Source organism: Nitrospirillum iridis, from assembly GCF_014205765.1.
Taxonomy (GTDB): Bacteria; Pseudomonadota; Alphaproteobacteria; order Azospirillales; family Azospirillaceae; genus Nitrospirillum; species Nitrospirillum iridis.
In genome coordinates this window covers 340,448-359,880 of sequence record NZ_JACIIZ010000005.1, presented here as the reverse complement: position 1 = coordinate 359,880, position 19,433 = coordinate 340,448, and the positions used below count along the sequence as shown (strand labels likewise).

Here is a 19,433-nt window from a genome sequence, read left to right as displayed (position 1 = left end):
GATTGAAATATTCCAATCATGGAGATGGGCATGTCGTCTTCCCAAGAAAGCTTCGGCGTAAAAATAGAGGGCGATGCGGGGGCTCTGATCCAGGCACTGTCCAGCCTTACGGGGACGACGGAAAAGGCGGCTGAGCATTTCGCCACGCTGGCGACTTCGCTGACCGGTATGGCCCAGGCCGCCCAGGGCACGCTGGCCACCGGCACGCAAGCGGCCGCCTCCTTGGCGGAACAGGCGAAGGCGGCCCAGGACGCCGGGGAAAAGCACCAAGCCTTGTCGGAGAAGGTGGAAAAGGTCGGCGGCGCCTTCAAGGATCTGGGTGATTCCGCCATTAAGATGGGCACGTCCATCCGGCAGGGAACCGATCCTCTGATGGCGGTCATTGAGCAGGTGCCTGCCATCGTGGGGGCCCTGTCCAGTTTCGGTCCCGCCGGAATGGCGGCGGGCGTGATACTTACTGCTGTCGGTACCGCCAGCTACATGCTGGTGGCCCATCTTATTGAGGTGGACGAGAAGATCGAAAGCATCTCTGGGCATATGGCGGGGGTGGGGCGGGGGGCTGAAGGCGTCCCCCCGGCGATCAGGGCCTGGTCTGATGCGGTTCTGAAGGAGATCGGGGGAACCGAGGAACGGGCGCTCACGCTGATCAATGCCATCACCAGCGCCATGCCGCGCGCCTCCGCCGACGTTCAGAAGGAGGCGGCAAAGGTGAGCGGCGCCTTTGCCGATATGCTGCAGATCAAGGATGACAAGGACGTCGGCAAGTTGACGGCGGCCATCGGCACGGCCGCCAGCGGTGACTTCGCCACCATTCATGCCCTGGCGAAAGAGTATAATCTGCTAAGTGCCGCCGAGCTGGATACTTTGGAAAAGGCGGAAGAGGTTGGGGATGCGCACAAGGCCGGCGCTATCTTCATGGAGGGGATGACCAACCGGGTTGGGCGGTATACCGAAGCCTTGAGGAAAGTGCGGGAGGCTGAGAGTAAAAATGGGGGCCGTGAGGGCGCGCTATATGCTCCGGCCAATAGTTGGGGGCGGGACTATGTACAAAATGCTCGTGCCGCCGATGCCGCGCGCGCCGAGCTGGTGCAGGCGCGGCGGGGGCTGACCCAGCCTGATGAGGAAGCTTTGCGGGCTCGCGAGCAGGGCAAGGTCCTGCTGGCCGAACTTTCTAACGACCTGGCGAAGCAGCTTGCGATCAAGGGCAGTGCCGATCGCGAGTATCTGGAGATGGAGGTCAGGAAATGGCAGGAGTTGATCGCCACCCAAAAGCTGCAAGGCAACAACTTGGAGGTCGCCCAACAGAAACTGGCCGAGGCGCAGGGGCGCCTTACCCGACAGCAGGGCGCCGACCAACAGGCCGCCGCGCGTGGCCGTCAGGTGCAGGAACAGGCCGCGACCGCAGCCCGGGCGCAGGGGGAGCGGGAAGAACAGGCGGCGAGCGCCGCCAGGACCCAACGGCAGCGTCGGGAGTTGGACGGGGAACTGGCATGTCTCAAGGATACGGTGAAGGCAACTGGTGAGGGTACTGAAGCACGGGAAACGGCGCTGAAGGCTGAACTGGCGTTCATCGAAGCCAACTATCGTGACCGGGCGGCCGATGCGCGGCGACTTGAAAGGGAAATCACCGCGACCCACAAGGCTGTGCTGAACAGCAGCATTCAGGCCGCACAGCAGGAACTGGTCGCCCAACTCAGCAAGAACGAGAAACTGGAAGACAGCTGGAAGAAGCTTCTGGCCGCGCAGACGGAGCTGTATGGCAAAGACGCCCCGGGGCTGCGGAAGGCTCACGAGGACGACGCGGACCTGATGGCGCAGGCTGCGGTGGAGGAGGCCAAAAAGCCAAGCAAGGATGACAAGAGGACCACCGCCGAGCGGGAAGAGGACAGGAAGGATGTCGAGTTCCGGCGGCAGATGTTGTCCCTGTCTGCGGCTGATATCGCCGCCGCCAACGCCAGGGAGATCGAGGCTCAGCGTGACGTTACTTTGAACATGCTGGATCAGTTCAAGCGAAGGCTGCTTGCCGCCAATGAGGATGCCGATGCGCGCGCGGTGATCGAACAACGGTTCGCGAGCAAGGTAACGAGTGTCAAGCAGACGGCACAGGATCAGATCACGCAAATCCGACGCCAAGCCATTCGCGATGAACAGGAAAAATACCAGCAGCTGGTCACAGGTATCACCAAGTCCATGGGCGGCACGATCCAAGGCCTGATCACCGGCACCAAGACGGTGCGCCAGGCGGTCAGCGAAATGGCCAAATCCGCCCTGTCAGAGCTGGTGGGCATGGCTGAGAAGCAGGCCAACGCCTGGATCATGAGCAATGTGATCAAGCTGACCTCCGACGAGGACACCACGGCCCAGATCAAGGCCAAGTCGGTGGAGACGGCGACCGCTGAAATCAATAATGCCGCCGCCAAGGGCGCGGCCAACGCTTATGCCTCGGCCAGTGCCGGGCCGGAATGGTGGATCGCGCCCGCTATCTCCGCCGCTGTGCAATTAGCCATCGCTGGCCTAACCAGCAGCCTGTCCAGCGCCGCCGGCGGCTGGGGCCGTGTGCCGGCCGATGGCATGCTGACGGAACTGCACAAGGATGAAATGGTGCTGCCCGCCAGTATCGCCACCCCCATGCGCTCCATGCTGGCGGCTCAGAAGCTTCCAGCATTGGCCGTGCCGGCCTATGCAGCCGCCAATCTCAATCTACCTGGTGGTGGTGCCGCCAACGCCAATGGCGCCTTGGGTGCCGGTGGTGGCGGCACCGTGACCTTGAACATCCAGGCCATGGATAGCCGTGACGTGGCGAGCTTTTTCAACCGCCATGGCGACAAACTGGTGTCGGCCTTGCGGGGGCAGAAACGGAATTTCGTTTTTTGAGACATGGGTTTCGGCGTTGATCCGCTGAGATGCCGCGAAATGGGGGAGAAACGATGCCCAAGAGAATTGCGTTTTGGATGCGGTGGGCGTTGGCGATGGGGGGCATGGCCTGCGGTGCGGCAGGGTGTTCCCCGTCCAAGCCCGGACCGATGGTGCGCGCTGAGCCGCAGGTTTTGCTGGCGGCCCACGACGATGTTCTCGTCCGCCCGCAGGATGTTATCCCAGAAGATGCACAATTTCAGGATACTGCACGCCATATCTCGAACCTGCGTTCGGGCAAGGAAAAACCCGCGTGCATCGGTGCGCCGGTTACATTGTGCATTGCAACTCTGGCCAGCCACTTGGTTATTCAGATGCGCAGTAGGGCATGGAAAGACGGCGGGACATTTCTTGGGGATTTCAAGGCCGATATGAACGGAAATCGCTTAGAGGCATTATCTGTTGATATATCAACTTCATATGCTTATCTTTCGCCACTGGGCAGATTGCAAACATCGGATGATTATTGGATTGATTTACTGACAACCAAAGACGGCACCAGAAAGGTGGAGGAAGTTCTTATATATTCCATAAGTAGAGGTGGGGCAGATTTCATCATGGCTAAAACATTAGACGATTTTCATGCACTTGGAATATATGATGTCATTTATCCAATTCTTCTTGATGGGTGTCCAAACATAACAGAAGAGAAATTTTCTTACTTTCTATATAATGACCTTTTTGAGCACATCGACAACTCGAATGGATCTGGCAAAAACACCCATAATATATGCGGTCTGCATTTTGAGTGGGACACATATGTAAAGAAAATACCACGGGACGAAAGAACATCAAGAAATACAAAATACATAGACAACACATATTTCTATATAACAAAAAGCAAATAGAGCATTGATATAATGTTTATCTCATTGCTATTAGATTAATTTTTCTTAAACAAGATATGCCGTAGGTGCGCGATCTCTTCGCCTTGAGATTCTCAGGCGGTCTTCTGAAAAGCCAGGAGACGAGAGATGCGTCTTATAACGGCGCGAACCACTTTCCCATGCTGTCAGTATCATTTCAGATATAGGGAGCCGTCCATGACCGCGATTTATCCGGCCCTGGCGGGCCTGGGCTATTCCGTCACGAAGAAACCGACCTGGTCCACGAAAATCGCGACGGCGGCGTCCGGGCGGGAAACCCGCATGGCGTTCTGGTCCGCGCCTATCTGGGAATTCCAGCTGACCTATGACTTCCTGCGCGATACGGCGACAGCCAATGAACTGAAGACGCTGCTGGGCTTTTACCTCCAGATGCAGGGCGCCTTCACGCCGTTCCTGTTCCAGGATCCGGACGACTACCAGGCCACCGGCCAGACCATCGCCGTGGGCAACGGCGCCAGCACCAATTTCACCCTCGTGCGAACGTTCGGCGGCTACGTCGAGCCGGTGGGTGGGATGGTCGGCGCCGTCACGCTCTACGTCAACGGCGTGCGGCAGACGTCCGGATTCAGCGTCGACGGCAGTCTGCTGACCTTCACCAGCGCCCCGGCCAACGGTGCGGTGATCAGCGCCGACTTCACCTATGGCTTCCTGTGCCGCTTCAAGGATGACGGCCTGGAGTTTGAGAAATTCGCCGCCCAGCTGTGGCAGACCAAAGAGGTCGGCCTGATCAGCGTGCGTGCCTGACGGGGAAAGCCCATGCGCTCCACCGACACCGCCTTCATCCAATGGCTGCGGACCACGCCCAACCTGTGGTCGGCGGACCTGTTCACCGTGACCCTGACGGCCGAGGTCAGCAACCCCAGCGCCCCCACCGGCACCGTCTGGCGCTGGACGACTGCCGACCGGGATATCAGCCACGGCGGCACCACCTGGTCGGCCGCCGGTCCCCGCATCGCACGATCCAGCTGGTCATCCAAGGCGCAACTGGAGGTGCCGGAGATGACCGTCACCATCGATAGCGCCGCCAGCGAGTTGCTGGGTGACGTCCCCGTGAACGCCTTCGTCAACAACGGCGGCTTCGACGGCACCCGTATCCGGCTGGAACGGGCGCTGACGCCCACGGCGTCCACCGCCGCGTTCGGCACCATCCTGTTGTTCGAGGGCCGGGTCTCCACCGCCACCGCGGGCCGGATGCGCGCCAGCCTCACGGTGAAGGGTGACCTGCTGCTGCTGGATCAGCAGATGCCCCGCAACCTGTACCAGGCCAATTGCCTGCACACCCTATACGACAGCGGTTGCGCGGTGCTGCGCAGCCGCTACACCTGGACCAACAGCGTAGGCCAAGGTTCCATTGTGGGCACCATCGTGCCGGCAACGCCTCTCACCTCCCTGGCTGCTGACGGGGCTGGCCACGCCTTGGATCCGCAGGCTTTCGCCCAAGGGGCGGTCAGCTTCACGGGCGGCATGAACGCCGGGGTGGTTCGGTCCATCAAAGTTGTCAGTGGTGGTAACCTGGGCTTGGCCTACCCGTTGCCACATGCGCCGGCCGTGGGCGACCCGTTCCAGATCACCTATGGCTGCGACCACACGGCAGCCACCTGCAAGGCCCGGTTCAACAACCTGGCCAACATCCGCGCCTTTCCCTATATCCCGGCGGCGGAAACGGCGACCTGACCACAGGCCCTGCCTAGCATTCTGACTCATGGATAGGGCAGCACCGGCGGTGTCAAATGAGCCCGTCCGTGTCGCCTGAGGCTGGGTGGCACCATGCCCGCTGCCATGTCCGCCAGTTGCTCCGGCGGTGGAATGATCAGAGGCATGGGCGACCGCGCCCACTCCAGGCTTTCAACGAATTCTTCCAGCAGCAGATCGCTCCAGAAGCCTTGCGCCTTCTCGGCCATGACCGTCCTCCCTGAAGAGGGGAGCCCCGGAGGCCCGGGCGACTCCAGAGGTTCAGTCTACGCCCGTTTATCCGCCCCCGTGAGCGTCAAATCATCATTGTGGAGGACTCGTGATGGCGAACACTCCCGCCCCACCCGATGAGGCCACCGCCCGCGCCGCCGTGGCGGCGGAGGCGCTCACCTGGGTGGGCACGCCCTATCACCAGCTGGCCGACGTGAAGGGCGCCGGCGTCGACTGCTCCATGCTGCTGGTCCGGGTGTTCGTGGACACGGGCGTGCTGCCCCCCTTCGACCCGCGCCCCTATCCGCCGGACTGGCACCTCCACCGCTCGGATGAGCGCTATGTGGACTGGGCGGCCCGCTTCGGCCGGCCCTTCGATCCAGCGGACCGCGCTCCCCAGGCGGGCGACGTGGTGCTGGCGCGTTTCGGCCGCTGCTTCAGCCATGGCGCCGTCATGACCGGGCGGTCCGCCCTGGTCCACGCCTATGCCCGGGACGGCCAGTGTGTGGTGGGCGACCTGCGACAGCAGCCCTTTCTCGACCGTCCCCTGATCTTCTACAGCCTGTGGGGTTGACCCATGTCCGGACTTTTCGGCGGCGGCAAGACCAATGCCGACACCAAGCCCAGCTACACCGGCCTGCAGGTGCAGACCAGCGCGGCCGGCCTGCCCATCCCGCTGCTGTGGGGCACCCAGCGCGCCGCCCCCAACCTGATCTGGTATGACGACTTCACGTCCAGGGCCGTGGCCAGCGACAGCGGCGGCGGGAAGGGCGGCGGGTCGCAGTCCACCACCCAGGCCTACAGCTGCGCCGTCGCCATGGCGCTGTGCGAGGGGGGCATTGGTTCCATCGGCCGGGTATGGGCGGACAAGACCGACACCAGCCTGGCCAAGCTGAATCTGACGCTGTTCACCGGCACGGCCGACCAGACGCCTTTCGCCTCGCTCTACACCAAGCATGCCGACCAGGCGCTGGCCTATCCCTACACGGCCTATGTCGCCTCGCCCTCCTATGATTTGGGCGGCAGCGCCAGCCTGCCCAACCATAATTTCGAACTGCAGACCAACGCCGTCCCGCGCACCGGCTTCGATGCCAACCCGGCCGACATCCTGGTCGATTTCCTGACCAACGAGCGCTATGGCGTGGGCCTGCCGGCCGACCGCATCGGCGACCTGACGGCCTGGCGCACCTATTGCGCCGCCGCCGGCCTGCTGATGTCGCCGCTGCTGGCGGAGCAGGAGGCCGCCAGCGATATCGTCAACCGCTGGGCCCAGCTGACCAACACGCTGATCTATTGGTCCGGCGACATGGTGCGGGCCTTGCCCCTGGGCGACCAGCCGCTGACCGGCAACGGCGTCACCTTCACCCCCGACCTGACGCCCATCTACGACCTGACCGACGACGACTTCATCGCCGGGTCCGGCGACGATCCGGTGACGCTCAGCCGGTCGGACCCGGCCGATGCCACCAACACCGCCAAGGTGGAGTACAAGGACCGCGACAACTCCTACCAGACGGCGACCGCGGAGGTGCGCGATCTGGCGGCCATCGACGCCTACGGCTTGCGCACCGGCGATCCCGTCCAGGCGCATGAGATCTGCAACGCCACCACGGCGTCGGCCATCGCCACCCTGATCCTTCAGCGCCAGCTCTACGTCCGCAACACCTATCAGTTCAAGCTGGCCTGGACCTTCGCCCTACTGGAGCCGGGCGACATCGTCACCCTGACTGACGCCGCCTTGGGCCTGGCCAAATTCCCCGTGCGCATCAGCCAGATCGACGAGGACGAGGAGGGCCAGCTGACCTTCACGGCGGAGGAACTGCCTGCCGGTATTGGCACCGCCACGCTGTATCCCACCCCCATCCTGTCCAACACGCCGCTGGACACCGGCGTGAACCCGGGCGAGTTGGCCGATCCCGTGATCTTCGAGCCGTCGCCCGGCCTGTCCGGCGGCGTGCAGCAGGTGTGGATCGGTGCCGTCGGCCTGTCCGGCAACTGGGGCGGGTGCTCCGTCTGGATCTCGGTGGATGACCTGACCTATCAGCGCGTGGGCCAGATCACGGCGCCGGCCCGGTTGGGAACCTTGGGCCAGGCCCTGCCGGCGGCGGGGGGCGATGCTTACGCCACCCTGGCCACCAGCCGGCTGAAGCTGGCGGGTGGTACAGCCGATGACGCCGCCACCGCCCGCACGCTCAGCCTGGTGGGCACGGAGATGTTGGCCTATGCCGGCGCCACCCTGACCGGCAGCGCCGCCTATCACCTGACTGGACTGAACCGGGGCCTATACGGCACGGGTGCCGTCGACCACCCCGCCGGCACGCCCTTCCTGCGCCTGGACGAGGCCGTCTTTAAATACGACCTGCCGGCGGCCTATATCGGCCAGACCCTCTACATCAAGCTGACCAGCTTCAACATCTTCCAGGCGGCGGAGCGCAGCCTGGCGGACGTGGACGCCTTCCTTTACAGCCCCGTGGGGGCGATCGGCATGCTGCCGGCGCCCACCGGGCTGACCCTGGCGGTGGAGACCACCTATTTGGCCGACGGCACGGTGCAGCCCGGCATCCGCGCCCGCTGGACGCCGGCCGATGCCGGGATGGCGACGGACACCGTGCTGCGCTGGGGTGTGAGCGGCAGTGGCGGGGTGACGGAATGGCAGCAGGTCAAGGTGCCGGCCGGCGCCACCGACACGCTGCTGACGCCCGTCACCCAGGCTGCCACCTACACCGTACAGGCAGCCACCAGCATCGGCACCGACGTGCGATCCGCCTGGGGTCCGGCGGTCAGCATCAATGTGAACGGGGTCATGGATGGCGCCAGCGTGACCGGGCTGGAGCTATACGGCCAGGGCCTGGACACCGAATTCAAGGGCAAGGACATCCACCTGGTGTGGCGGGGCAACTTCCCCAGCACCTCGGCGGACTTCGGGTCCGAGACCTACGGGGCTGGCAGCGGCTTCGTGAACCCGTATTTCCAGGCCTATGCCGTCACGGTGATCGAGCCCGACAGCGGCGCCGTGCTGCGCACCGACCTGGTGACGGACCCGGAATATTTCTACCTGTTCGACAGCATGAACGCGAAGGACGCCGGCGGCCCGCACCGCCGCCTGACCTTCCATGTCACCATCCGCGACAAGCTGGGCGGAGAGACGGACCCGGCCACCATCACCGTCAACAACCCGGTGCCAGCGTCTGTGCAGTTGCAGGCGCTGCCCAACACGCTGTCCACCCTGTTCGCCTTCATCGCCCCGACAGGGGATGACGCGCTGGACTTCGCCGGCGTGAACGTTTGGGTGGGGGCCACCACCCGTGTGGACACCAGCGGCCAGCCGGCGGCCAGCGGCAGCACGGCCCCCCTGACCGTTGCCGGCCTGACGGCGGGGGCGACCTATTATGCCGTCAGTCAGACCTTCGACACCTTCGGCACCGCGGGCTGCCCCATCACCGCACCCTTGCAGTTCCAGGTGCCGTACCTGACCTCGGCACAGATCGCGGCCAACACCATCGGCAAGGACCAACTGGTCACCGACCTGGTCGATGAGATTGGCCTGGTCACCGCCCCCACGACCACGCCCGGCAGCGTGGCCGCCCAGATCGCGGCGGAGGCGGCGGCCCGGGTGACCGCCATCCAGGCGGAGGCCACGACCCGGGCGAATGCCATCCTCGCCAGCGCACAGACCCTTCAGGCCCATATCGACACGGTCAGCACCGCCCAGCAGTCCACGGCCGATAGCCTGGCCAGCACCACCACGACGCTGACGGCCGCCATCAACGGCAATGCGGCTGCGATCCAGACCGAACAGACGGCGCGCGCCAACGGCGACAGCGCCAACGCCACCTCGATCACCACCCTGGCCAGTGAGGTGCACAACCCGACCACCGGCCTGTCCGCAGCCTTCGCTGCCATCAGCAGCGAGGCGACCACCCGGGCGACCGCCGATAGCGCCAACGCCAGCGCGACGAATGCGCTGTCCGCCCAGATCAACGACAGCGCCACCGGGTTGGCCAAGACCCGCGCCGATCTGGTGACGGAGCAGACGACGCGCGCCAGTGCCGACAGCGCGCTGTCGACCTCCATCAGCAGCCTTTCTGCCCAGGTGAACGACGGCAGCACCGGCTTGGCTAAGACACGGGCGGACCTCCTGGCGGAGCAAACCACCCGGGCGAATGCCGACAGCGCTTTGTCGTCTTCGATTACGACTCTTTCCGCCCAGGTGAACGACAGCGGCACGGGCCTGCCGAAGACACGTGCGGACCTGGCGGCGGAACAGACGACGCGCGCCAACGCCGATAGCGCGCTGTCGACCTCAATCACCACGCTGTCGGCCCAGGTCAACAACGGCAGCACGGGCCTGCCGGCGACGTATGCGGCCTTGCAGACAGAACAGACGGCACGGGCCAATGGTGATAGCGCCAACGCCACGGCCATCACCAGCCTGACCACGACTGTGGGTAACAACACCGCGTCGATTTCCACGCTACAAACCAGCGTCAGCGGCCTGAACGCCCAGTGGGTGCTCAAGACCAATGTAAACGGCCACGTTGCCGGTATCGGGCTGGCCAACAGCAGTAGCACCAGTGCCCTGGTGATCGAGGTCGACACCTTCGCCCTGGTCAAGCCCGGCAGCACGGTGACGCTGTCGCCCTTTTTCGTCACGGATGACGGCCAGGTGGTGGTCAACAACGCCTTCATCCAGAACTTGTCGGCCAATGTGCTGACCGCCGGCACCATCGCCGCCAGCGTGGGCTATCTCGGCAGCCTGGGGGTGGGGCAGTTGACGGGCGGCGAAATCGTCTCCAAGGACATCCGGATCTGGTCCGGGTCGGGCGGCTACATTGACTTGCACGGAAACCTTGGGGGCGGCCCCAGCATCAACGTCAGCGCCAATGGAACGACGGATCGCGTCCAGATCGGGTATCGGCTCGGGGACTATGGTCTATGGACCTGGGATGCCGCCGGCAACCCGGTGATCGTCGGGGGCAGCCTGGCGAACAACATTGTCAACACGGGCCAGATCGTGGCCAACGCCGTCACCGCGCCCCAGATCGCCAGCAGCAGCGGCACGCTGACCGGCAACGGGTCCTATCAGAACTTTGTGAGCTGCGCGTTCACCCTGACGGCGGCGGCCTCGGTCCTGATCGTGACCAACTGGCAGCAGTCTTATACGTCGACAGGGCCGACCTGGACCGGCGTGCTGTTCGTCGACGGCTCGATTGTCATCAACCGGTCAGGCACCCAACCAAACGACACGCCGACCTACAGCTACGCCACCACGCTGGCCGCTGGATCGCATTCCGTCCTCCTGCAATGGAACGGCGGCGACGGCCGGATCACCGCCAGCAACTGTTCCCTCGCTGTTTGGGCGACCTACCGATGAAACACCTACTGATTTACGAGGCCGCGACGGGCAAGCCCCGCTGGACGGTCAAGGGGGCGGCGGATCAGCCGCTTTTTGATCCGGACGCCCCCTATCACGAGGGCTTGGCCACCGTAGTGATCGACCTCGACGCCGCGGTGAGTGAGACGACGCACCGGGTGGTGGAAGGTGCGCTTACAGCGCTGCCCGCCGCCGACCAGGCCGCCCTGGCCACCGAGGCCGCCTGGCGCGCATTGCGCCAGGAACGGAGCGTCCGGCTCAACGCCAGCGACATCCGCGTTTTGCCCGACCGATGGGCGGCCATGACCGACGCACAGCGTGCCGCCTGGGCGGCCTACCGCCAGGCCCTGCGCGACCTGCCCGACACTTGCACCGATCCGACCGCGCCCGCGTGGCCGGTCCAGCCCGCCTGAGGACGCCCCATGGCCCAATACCGTACCGGCACCATCACCCTTACCAGCGGCAGCGCCGTCGTCACCGGCGCGGGCACGGCGTGGCAGGCCAACGTCAAGCCCGGGAACTGGCTGTGGGTGGGCTATGGCATCCCCATGGCGCGCGTCGCCACCGTTGACGGCGACACCCAACTGACGCTGGAGACGCCCTGGCCTTCCATCGGCTATACCGCCGTCAGCTACAGCATCATCCGCGACTTCGAGCCTAAGACGGGCGCCCCGCTTCTGGCCCACGGCGACCCGGGCGCCAACGACGTTTTCAACCGGGCGATCACCGCGATCGCCGGCACGATGAACGCCAAGACGATCGATAACATCAGTCCGCTGGACTACGGCGCGGTGGCCGATGGCATCACGGACAGCGGCGCCAGCCTGGCGCTGGCCCTGGCGGCGGCAGCCGGTGGCACGCTGACCATCCGGGGGCGGTATCTGTCCGCGCAGAGCCTGACGGTGCCGGCGGACACGACGGTGACAGGCGATGGGGAGTTGATCTTTGCTGCGGGGGCTTTGACCCTGGGCGTGGGCGTGACCTGGGATGGACCATCTGTAACGGCACAGTCGGGCGATGCGATGACCCTGGCGGGCGACGGCATCACGGTCGCGACCGGCGCTGTGCGTGCGCCTGCGGGCAGTTGCATTGTAGCCAGTGGCCGATCCAACCTGACACTGCGCGGTGTCACCATGATGGGGGCCGCAGCTGCTGGCTTCAGCGGGGACAACCTCACGCACCTGGATATTGACGGCTGCACTGTTTCGTCCTGTGGCCAGCAGGGTATCATCGTGCATAGCAACTGTTCCGACATCAGTATCACGCGGACGCGGGTTTCGGGCATTGGCACAGGGGCCGATAGCGCCGGCATTAAGACCGTCGGGTCGTACGGCGGATCGTTGGTTCCCTGTTCCAAAATTCGGGTCATCGACTGCATTGTCGATAGTTCGGGGTATATTGGGGTCGAGATCTGGGGTGGCGCCACGGACGTGACGGTTGCGGGCACCGTTGTCACGGGCACGCATGCCAACAACGGCTTCGGTATCAGCCTGGATGCGGCGACGCGGGCCACCCTGACGGGCAACGTCATCAATGCTGGTTCCAGCGGCCTGGCCATCGGCATCGAACTGGCGTCTTGCCAGCAGGTCACAATTTCTGGGGGCACCATTGATGGTGCCCAGGATGGCCTCGTCCTGGATGGGTCCACGGCCACCTCTGATGTGACGGTTTCGGCCTTGATCGTCAACGGCGCCACCAACCGTGGCGTTTACATGATCAATGCTCAACGGGTTGATATTTCTGGGTTGCAGGTGGTCAACCACAGCAACGGTGTTTGCGTGTCCGCCCAGAATTCCTCGAACATCGTACTTCGCGCCTCCCGATTGGAAACAAGCAGCACCATTTCGTCCGCATTCGTCGCGGCGGATGCCGCACAGATCACGGTGGATGACGTGGCGCTGCGGCATGTGGGGGCGACCATGCCGCCGTTCTGCATTCAGGCCTTCAACGCTGGTGCCGTGGTAACGCTCGGGCGGGTGGCGGGTGACGGTTTTGTCCCGACCACTCAAGCGGTCGACACCTCGTCGGATATCCGCTCCCTGTATGGCGATAGCGGGGTCGCCAGCTATGGCACGTCGGTACCGCTGGCCAGCACAGCCAAAACGCACCCCATCAATCCGTCAATCGGGGGTGTCGGCGGCTGCATTCGCACTTTCAATGACACTGCGGGGGTGCGGACGCTGCGGTTCAAGTTGCGCAAAACCAGTGGCGGACAATCGCCGGTGATCCACACGATCCGGTGGGCTGGGCGCTGGGACGATTTCGCGCGCGGCGGCTCTGTCCAGTTGGCTTTTGGCTCCTACGTGACGGCCAACCGCGACCCGATCATTGGAGTGTCCGGTCTGGGGCCAACCTATACGGTTGCCGCGACGGATACGGATGGGTACCCGTTCTGGGATGTCCAGTTGCCGATCAACTCCCAGATGTCAGCCGTTGTGGAAAGTGCAGGTCTCGGGGTGTGGGCCGATAGCTGGGATGTTTACCGCGTCTCCGATGATGCGTCTTCTGGCGCGAAGTTGGCATCAAGCACAGGCTCTGGTGCGGCAGTTCTCGCCACCAGCCCCACCCTAGCTACACCAACGGCGACCACGTACATGAGCGTCGACGGGGCGCCCGGCAACTATCGCTATGTCGCGTTCAAAAGCGCCGGCGTGACACGCTTCGCATTCGGTATTGATTACCAACCAGAAGCCGGCGGTAACGCGGGCAGCCACATCTTCATGCACCGCTGTGCTGACGATGGGGGCTTCATCGAAAACGTCTTGGACGTCGACCGCTCCACGGGGGTCTTCGCCCTCACCCATACACCCACATTCCCGACGGTATCGACCAACACCAGCAATACCCAGGCCGCGACTACCGCCTATGTCCAGGGGGCCGTTACCGCCAGGATGGGGGTGGCCAACGGCCTGGCCACACTGGACAGCGCCGGCAAGTTGCTCACCACCCAGCTGCCGGCGCTGGCCATTACCGACACCTTCCCGGTGGCCAGCCAGGCGGCAATGCTGGCCCTGACGGCGCAACGCGGCGACGTGGCGGTGCGCACCGATCAGTCGGAAGCCTATATCCTGGCGGCCGATGATCCGACGCAACTGGCCAACTGGGTGCAACTGCCGCACCCCGCCGCGCCGGTGCTGTCGGTGTTTGGGCGCACCGGGGCCGTGGCGGCCGCGTCGGGCGATTACACGGCTGCATTGATCACCAACACGCCAGCGGGTGGTGTCACCTCGGTGACGGTCCAGGCGGCCCTGAACGAGCTAGATACCAAGAAGGCGCCCCTGGCCAGCCCGGCGCTGACGGGGACGCCGACGGCACCCACGGCCGCCGCGGATACCAACACGACGCAGGTGGCGACAACGGCCTATGTGGTGGGGCAGGCCGGCACCGCTACGCCGACGGTGAATGGCACGGCGGCGGCCGGCAGCAGCACCCGTTACGCCCGCGCGGACCACGTCCACCCCACGGACACCAGCCGGCTGGCGGCGGCCAGCAATCTGAGCGATCTGGCCTCGGCCGCCACGGCCCGCACCAACCTCGGCCTTGGTACCCTGGCCACTCAGGCGGCCAACGCGGTGGCAGTGAGCGGCGGGACGGTCTCCGGCACCACGGCATGGACCGCCACCAGGATCGGGCTGGCGTATGGGGGAACCAACGCCGACCTTTCCGCGACTGGTGGCGCCGGCCAGGTCCTGAAACAGGCCTCCGCTGGCGCCCCTGTTACGGTGGGCCAACTGGCGGCCGCCGACCTCTCCAATGGTGTGACGGGTTCGGGTGCCGTGGTGCTGGCCAATAACCCTACGCTGCCGGGCACGCTGGCGGTCAGCGGCAAGATCAACGCGGCGGCAGGCATTCAAACCGGCGTCCAGGCATTCTGGCTCACGACGGATGGTACCGGCCGCCAGAATTGGTATTGGAATACGGCTGGTGGCGCCAGCCCGACCCTGGTGGCAGCTAGCGAGGATGCGGCCAATATAAGACTTAGCACGACCAATACTGGCGATGGCGGCCTCTTTGAATTTCGTTCGTTCGATGGCCATTCTTCGGCGGCGGGTGCGGCCATCACCTGGACTTCGGTGCTGTATGCGGACCTGAACCATTTCACTTTTCGAGGAAACGTGCTTTATGCCGACCTGACCAGCTTCAAGTTCAATGGCAATCAGGTCGCCTACAATAGCATGACCTCGGCTTTCACGTTCGGGGGCGCGTTGGCGGTGACCGGGGCACTCACTGCCACCAGCCCAGCATTTACAGGCACTCCGACTGTTACGCCGACGTCTAACGATACCGGGCTTGTGATCAAGACGGTGGGTGGCGCCTATGACGGTGTATATCTGGGCACCAATGGCGTTCGGGGTAGTTTGACGGTCTATAACAGCGGGGTGGCTGCGTTCAACGTGAACGGGGCGTCAGGCAACGTCACTGCGGGCGGCACGGTGACAGCGACGGGCGCCATGATCGCCAATGGGGGCGCCCGCGTAAACTCATCGGCCGGAACGTCGCCCTCGATCTCTGGTGTGGCGCCGCAATTCAGCGTGAACGAGGGCAGCGGTGTCGCGTTTTCGTTGGTCCGGTCGACCGCTGATTCCAGCGGTGTCAATCTGGTCCTGCAAAAGACCCGGGGCACCTCCTACAACTCGGTGACCACGGTCAATAGTGGTGATGGCCTCGGCTATATCGTGTTCGCGGGCGCAGACGGCTCCGCGATCATCCCGTCCGCTCAGATTTCGGCAGTGGTCGACGGCGCGCCCTCTACCGGCTCCGTTCCTACTAGCCTGGCGTTTGCGACCGGTTCGAGTGGCCGCGGCACAACGCGCATGACGATCGCCTCTGGCGGCGCGATTACGGCCAACGGCGTCACTGCATTTGACGCCAACGGGATCGTGGGGCTGCGCTCCTACACCGTGGCTACCCTGCCCACGGCATCTCCCGCTGGGCGGATGATTTATGTGTCCGACGGCACCAGCAACAAGCGCCAGGCCGTCTCCGATGGCGGCAGTTGGCGGTGGCCGGATGGCGCCATTGTTTCCTAAAGCAAGATGGGAACACCTATGATCGTATCTCGCTCGTAACCTGTTCATGATAGCGCAGATTTAGACGATCAGGAGATTCCGCCTGATCTCGCTGCGCTCTAACTCCGAGGAAAGCCCTATGACCCTGCAGACCACAAAGCTACCCTATGAGTTTCTAGCGCGTTGGGGGGTGGATGGCCGCCTTCAAGGCTGCCATGTCCAGTGGCGCTATGTAGTTAGTGATGACGAGTCCACGGTGGCGGAGAGCCTCGGCGAGGCCGAGGGGGTTACAAGCACGACCAGCTACCCTCTGTCAGAGCTGTTGTCTGCCTTACAGATGGCGGCCGTGAAGACGGCAGGCGATGCCCGAGCAGATCTCGAGGTGGCGCAGGCACGGGTCGTTAGGTTGGAGCAGGAACTACAGGAGCAGACTGAACGTGTGAGTGTGCTGGCAGAGCAACTGACCAATGCGCAGCAGCAACTGCCTTTGGGGTTGGCGCAATTGAAGGAGGGGGATTTATAATCGGGAACGCGGGTCACTTGTTTTGATTTTATGTGCTTTTTCGGCACTTTGCGGCGGAAAAACGCGATGGCTTTTTGTCTAGATTTACCGAATCTCAGATTCGCAAAATCGAACGATAAATATGAGTGTAGCGATGAAATAGATCTCATTCCGAAATATATTGAATGCAATCGCTTTAGCGGGGTCGTTTCTCTTGGATTTGGTGTTAATTAAATGAATTCTAATAGTTGGTATGTGGGCACGCGCAGGCGCATATCTATTGCAATAATACTGATTGCGGTAATTGCATTGGTATTCGCCTGTTTAAAATTGACTTCAAACCGCCAAATGTTTGAAGACGAGATTGAGTATATTGGACTTTCGTCTCGTATAATAAATAATCATGCTTATATTTCGGCCAATGGGGAGCCAACTGCATTTAGGCCCCCTGGGTATCCAATTTTAATTTCTCCCTTAATTGCGCTTAATGTTGGTATATTTCCTGTTCAGCTCATGCAAATCGTGCTGTTGGCGATTTCCGCATGGATTGTATCTCGTTTGGCAGTTAAATTCTTCGGTGAGGTGGCAGGGCCCGTGGCTGCAATTCTTTGCGTGGCGAACCCAGGTTTGGCTGGGTTGGCCGTTACATTATTCCCCCAGTTGGTGATGGCTTTTCTTTTGGCTATCATTTTTTATTTCAGTGTTGATGTGTCGAAATTCAAGTCTATCTTAGGGTCTTGCTGCGCCTGGGGGGTGTTGAATATTGTAAATCCAATGCTCGCTCCGCTCTCAATAGCCCATTTGTTGTGGCTGGGCCGGGGTTCGACGCACGTTGTGCGCATTTTATCTTTGTTCATTGCATGCGCTCCGATTGGTGGGTGGATTTTCCGGAATTGGGAGGTGTTCGGTGTCCCCGTTATAGGTACTAACACGGGAATAAATCTAATAATTGGAAATGCACCATGGTCAAATGTTTGGCAGGGAGTGTCAAACGCCGACGGTCCGATATTTGACACTCTTTTGGGTTTGTCCGAACTTGAGGTAAACAAGCGTCTGGTGAATTTTGTTGTGGATCGACTGTGGGCTGAACCTTTTCACGCTATTTGGAATTATATTAATAAGTTTGTATCCTATTTCCGTTTATACGACGATATTACCATATCGAATGGCGGAATAAATTTGGCGCAGATGGCTTACTCGGTATTTTTCGTCATTCTAATATCAACATCTTTGTTTTCTTTAAAAAACAAGAAGTGGAGGGGTTCCGTTCCATTATTAATAATAATATGTGCAATAATATATTTTGATGCGTCATACTCGATCTTTTTTAATAGAATTAGATTCAGGCTTCCGCTCGACATTCTTCTAGCGATCCCGGCTTCTGGCGGAATCACAGAATTAATGCGAAGCTGGAAGGCTGCACGTATACATCATTAGTGTTAAATTATTCATTTTCTCGCGGCCGAATGGCTTTTTCTTCCCTAAAATTGGGGGGCTGGATGGAAATCGGTATGGGTGAAACCCCGTTGGCGATTATCGCCACTTTGGGTTCGACCTTGGCCATCGCCGTGTCGGCGCTCGCGCACCTCAGTTCCCGGCGCCGGCGGTTGGAGGAGGGTGAAGATGAAGGGCTTGCGGAACGTGTGGCCGTGCTCACCAGCCGCCTGGACCGGGCGGAACGCGATATCGCCAACGACAAGCAAGGACGGCAGGCCTTTGTCGCTGCCCTCGGCGATATGAAGGCTGTCGTCGTGCAGTTGACCACTCTGGCCAGCCAGATTGAGGCTCTGGGCGCCAAGGTGGATCGTCAAAGCCAGAATCTGACGCGGGCGCACGAACGGATCGACGATTTGCACCGCTTGGCGGTCAGCCAGTTCGCCCAGGAAATGGCGTGATCGCCGACGGCGGCGGCCTTTCATCACAAACCATCACGGTGGAATGCACATATGATACTCGATGTGAATGCGCTGGCGGCCGACCTGCGGCGCGATGAGGGCGTTCGCCTGAAGCCCTACGCGGACACGGTGGGAAAATTGACCATCGGCGTTGGACGTAATCTCAGCGATGTCGGTCTGTCGACGTCGGAGGTCGACCTCCTTCTAAGCAATGATATTGAACGCGTGCGGGACGATTTGGACCGCGCGCTGCCCTGGTGGCGCGCGCTGTCAGAGGCACGCCAGCGCGCCGTGGCCAACATGGCGTTCAACATGGGTGTGCCCACACTCCAGACCTTCCATACCACCCTGGGGCATCTCCAGGCCGGCCGGTTCGGCCAGGCGGCGGACGCGGCGCTGGCATCGCGGTGGGCGAGCCAGGTGGGCGCCCGGGCGGGTCGTATCGCCACCCTCATCCGGGTGGGTTGAGTCCGACCGCCCCCGCGTTGGGACGCACGTCGAGAAAGGTGATCTTCATGGGTATCTTGCAGGATCTGTTGTCGCCGGCCAGCGGTGTGCTGGGCCCTGTCGTGACCAAGCTGCTGGATTTCATTCCGGACCCGACGGCACGGGCGCAGGCGGAGGCGGCGGCCTATAAGGAGGCGGCCGACCGGGTCCAGCAGTTGACGCTGGCCCAACTGGAGGTCAATCGGACGGAGGCGGCCAGCAACAGCGTCTTCGTCGCCGGGTGGCGCCCCTTCATCGGTTGGGTCTGTGGGGCGGCGCTGGCCTATCAGTATATCGCCATGCCTCTGATGGTGTGGCTGGCCGGCTTGGTCGCCGGTCATGCCGTCGTGCCCCCGCCAACGTTGGACGATCAGTTGACAACCGTTCTCCTCGGAATGTTGGGTCTGGGCGGCCTGCGGACTTTGGAAAAGATGAAGGGCGTCAATTAGAGCGGATCGCCCGAAG

Annotated in this window: 14 protein-coding genes; 13 read left to right on the top strand and 1 reads right to left on the bottom strand. The window is 62.4% G+C overall.

Annotated features, from left to right (window positions below; all coding sequences use genetic code 11):
* Positions 1-30: 30 nt before the first annotated feature.
* The 4 genes from FHS74_RS11215 to FHS74_RS11200 all read left to right on the top strand — a co-directional run bounded on the left by FHS74_RS11215 (position 31) and on the right by FHS74_RS11200 (position 5,474).
* On the top strand, positions 31-2,874 hold the full coding sequence (locus tag FHS74_RS11215; protein ID WP_184800382.1) for a coiled-coil domain-containing protein: 2,844 nt from the start codon (positions 31-33) through the stop codon (positions 2,872-2,874).
* A 53-nt stretch (positions 2,875-2,927) separates the two neighbouring features.
* Positions 2,928-3,761 (top strand): hypothetical protein, encoded by an 834-nt coding sequence (locus FHS74_RS11210; protein ID WP_184800380.1) that lies wholly within the window; start codon positions 2,928-2,930, stop codon positions 3,759-3,761.
* 195 nt (positions 3,762-3,956) lie between these two features.
* Positions 3,957-4,544 (top strand): DUF2460 domain-containing protein, encoded by a 588-nt coding sequence (locus tag FHS74_RS11205; protein WP_184800378.1) that lies wholly within the window; start codon positions 3,957-3,959, stop codon positions 4,542-4,544.
* A gap of 12 nt (positions 4,545-4,556) precedes the next feature.
* A complete protein-coding gene (locus FHS74_RS11200) occupies positions 4,557-5,474 on the top strand; it encodes a DUF2163 domain-containing protein (protein WP_184800376.1) in 918 nt (305 codons plus the stop codon).
* 26 nt (positions 5,475-5,500) lie between these two features.
* On the opposite strand, the gene FHS74_RS11195 is transcribed toward FHS74_RS11200, so the two are convergent.
* Positions 5,501-5,701: a hypothetical protein gene (locus FHS74_RS11195; RefSeq protein ID WP_184800374.1), complete on the bottom strand. Its 201-nt coding sequence runs from the start codon at positions 5,699-5,701 to the stop codon at positions 5,501-5,503.
* A gap of 113 nt (positions 5,702-5,814) precedes the next feature.
* On the opposite strand from FHS74_RS11195, the gene FHS74_RS11190 reads away from it, so the two are divergent.
* The 9 genes from FHS74_RS11190 to FHS74_RS11150 all read left to right on the top strand — a co-directional run bounded on the left by FHS74_RS11190 (position 5,815) and on the right by FHS74_RS11150 (position 19,417).
* Positions 5,815-6,276, top strand: a complete 462-nt coding sequence (locus tag FHS74_RS11190) for a C40 family peptidase (RefSeq protein WP_211106223.1) — start codon at positions 5,815-5,817, stop codon at positions 6,274-6,276.
* Between the two features lie 3 nt (positions 6,277-6,279).
* A complete protein-coding gene (locus FHS74_RS11185; RefSeq protein ID WP_184800372.1) occupies positions 6,280-11,076 on the top strand; it encodes a phage tail protein in 4,797 nt (1,598 codons plus the stop codon).
* The gene (locus FHS74_RS11180) at positions 11,073-11,489 is read left to right on the top strand and encodes a phage tail assembly chaperone (protein ID WP_184800370.1); all 417 of its coding nucleotides are present in this window, start codon (positions 11,073-11,075) and stop codon (positions 11,487-11,489) included. Before FHS74_RS11185 ends, FHS74_RS11180 begins: the two co-directional genes overlap by 4 nt.
* Before the next feature lie 9 nt (positions 11,490-11,498).
* Positions 11,499-16,106, top strand: coding sequence for a beta strand repeat-containing protein (locus tag FHS74_RS11175; RefSeq protein ID WP_184800368.1), 4,608 nt, complete (start codon positions 11,499-11,501; stop codon positions 16,104-16,106).
* 118 nt (positions 16,107-16,224) lie between these two features.
* Complete coding sequence (locus FHS74_RS11170) at positions 16,225-16,608, top strand: hypothetical protein (protein ID WP_184800366.1); 384 nt, start codon at positions 16,225-16,227, stop codon at positions 16,606-16,608.
* A 213-nt stretch (positions 16,609-16,821) separates the two neighbouring features.
* On the top strand, positions 16,822-18,024 hold the full coding sequence (locus FHS74_RS11165; RefSeq protein ID WP_184800364.1) for a hypothetical protein: 1,203 nt from the start codon (positions 16,822-16,824) through the stop codon (positions 18,022-18,024).
* A gap of 62 nt (positions 18,025-18,086) precedes the next feature.
* Entirely contained in the window at positions 18,087-18,482 is a 396-nt protein-coding gene (locus FHS74_RS11160; protein WP_184800362.1) for a hypothetical protein, read from the top strand.
* Between the two features lie 51 nt (positions 18,483-18,533).
* Positions 18,534-18,950 carry a glycoside hydrolase family protein gene (locus FHS74_RS11155; protein ID WP_184800360.1) on the top strand — a complete coding sequence of 139 codons (417 nt, stop codon included), beginning with the start codon at positions 18,534-18,536 and terminating at the stop codon, positions 18,948-18,950.
* Positions 18,951-18,997: 47 nt separating this feature from the next.
* Positions 18,998-19,417 carry a 3TM-type holin gene (locus FHS74_RS11150; RefSeq protein WP_184800358.1) on the top strand — a complete coding sequence of 140 codons (420 nt, stop codon included), beginning with the start codon at positions 18,998-19,000 and terminating at the stop codon, positions 19,415-19,417.
* Positions 19,418-19,433: the final 16 nt, after the last annotated feature.

What these genes read in the sequence shown, in the direction of transcription:
- FHS74_RS11170 (WP_184800366.1), top strand. Translation starts at nt 16,225, where the DNA reads ATGACCCTGCAGACCACAAAGCTACCCTATGAGTTTCTAGCGCGTTGG.
- FHS74_RS11175 (WP_184800368.1), top strand. Translation starts at nt 11,499, where the DNA reads ATGGCCCAATACCGTACCGGCACCATCACCCTTACCAGCGGCAGCGCC.
- FHS74_RS11165 (WP_184800364.1), top strand. Translation starts at nt 16,822, where the DNA reads ATGAATTCTAATAGTTGGTATGTGGGCACGCGCAGGCGCATATCTATT.
- FHS74_RS11155 (WP_184800360.1), top strand. Translation starts at nt 18,534, where the DNA reads ATGATACTCGATGTGAATGCGCTGGCGGCCGACCTGCGGCGCGATGAG.
- FHS74_RS11195 (WP_184800374.1), bottom strand. Translation starts at nt 5,701, where the DNA reads ATGGCCGAGAAGGCGCAAGGCTTCTGGAGCGATCTGCTGCTGGAAGAA.
- FHS74_RS11215 (WP_184800382.1), top strand. Translation starts at nt 31, where the DNA reads ATGTCGTCTTCCCAAGAAAGCTTCGGCGTAAAAATAGAGGGCGATGCG.
- FHS74_RS11160 (WP_184800362.1), top strand. Translation starts at nt 18,087, where the DNA reads ATGGAAATCGGTATGGGTGAAACCCCGTTGGCGATTATCGCCACTTTG.
- FHS74_RS11180 (WP_184800370.1), top strand. Translation starts at nt 11,073, where the DNA reads ATGAAACACCTACTGATTTACGAGGCCGCGACGGGCAAGCCCCGCTGG.
- FHS74_RS11210 (WP_184800380.1), top strand. Translation starts at nt 2,928, where the DNA reads ATGCCCAAGAGAATTGCGTTTTGGATGCGGTGGGCGTTGGCGATGGGG.
- FHS74_RS11185 (WP_184800372.1), top strand. Translation starts at nt 6,280, where the DNA reads ATGTCCGGACTTTTCGGCGGCGGCAAGACCAATGCCGACACCAAGCCC.
- FHS74_RS11190 (WP_211106223.1), top strand. Translation starts at nt 5,815, where the DNA reads ATGGCGAACACTCCCGCCCCACCCGATGAGGCCACCGCCCGCGCCGCC.
- FHS74_RS11150 (WP_184800358.1), top strand. Translation starts at nt 18,998, where the DNA reads ATGGGTATCTTGCAGGATCTGTTGTCGCCGGCCAGCGGTGTGCTGGGC.
- FHS74_RS11205 (WP_184800378.1), top strand. Translation starts at nt 3,957, where the DNA reads ATGACCGCGATTTATCCGGCCCTGGCGGGCCTGGGCTATTCCGTCACG.
- FHS74_RS11200 (WP_184800376.1), top strand. Translation starts at nt 4,557, where the DNA reads ATGCGCTCCACCGACACCGCCTTCATCCAATGGCTGCGGACCACGCCC.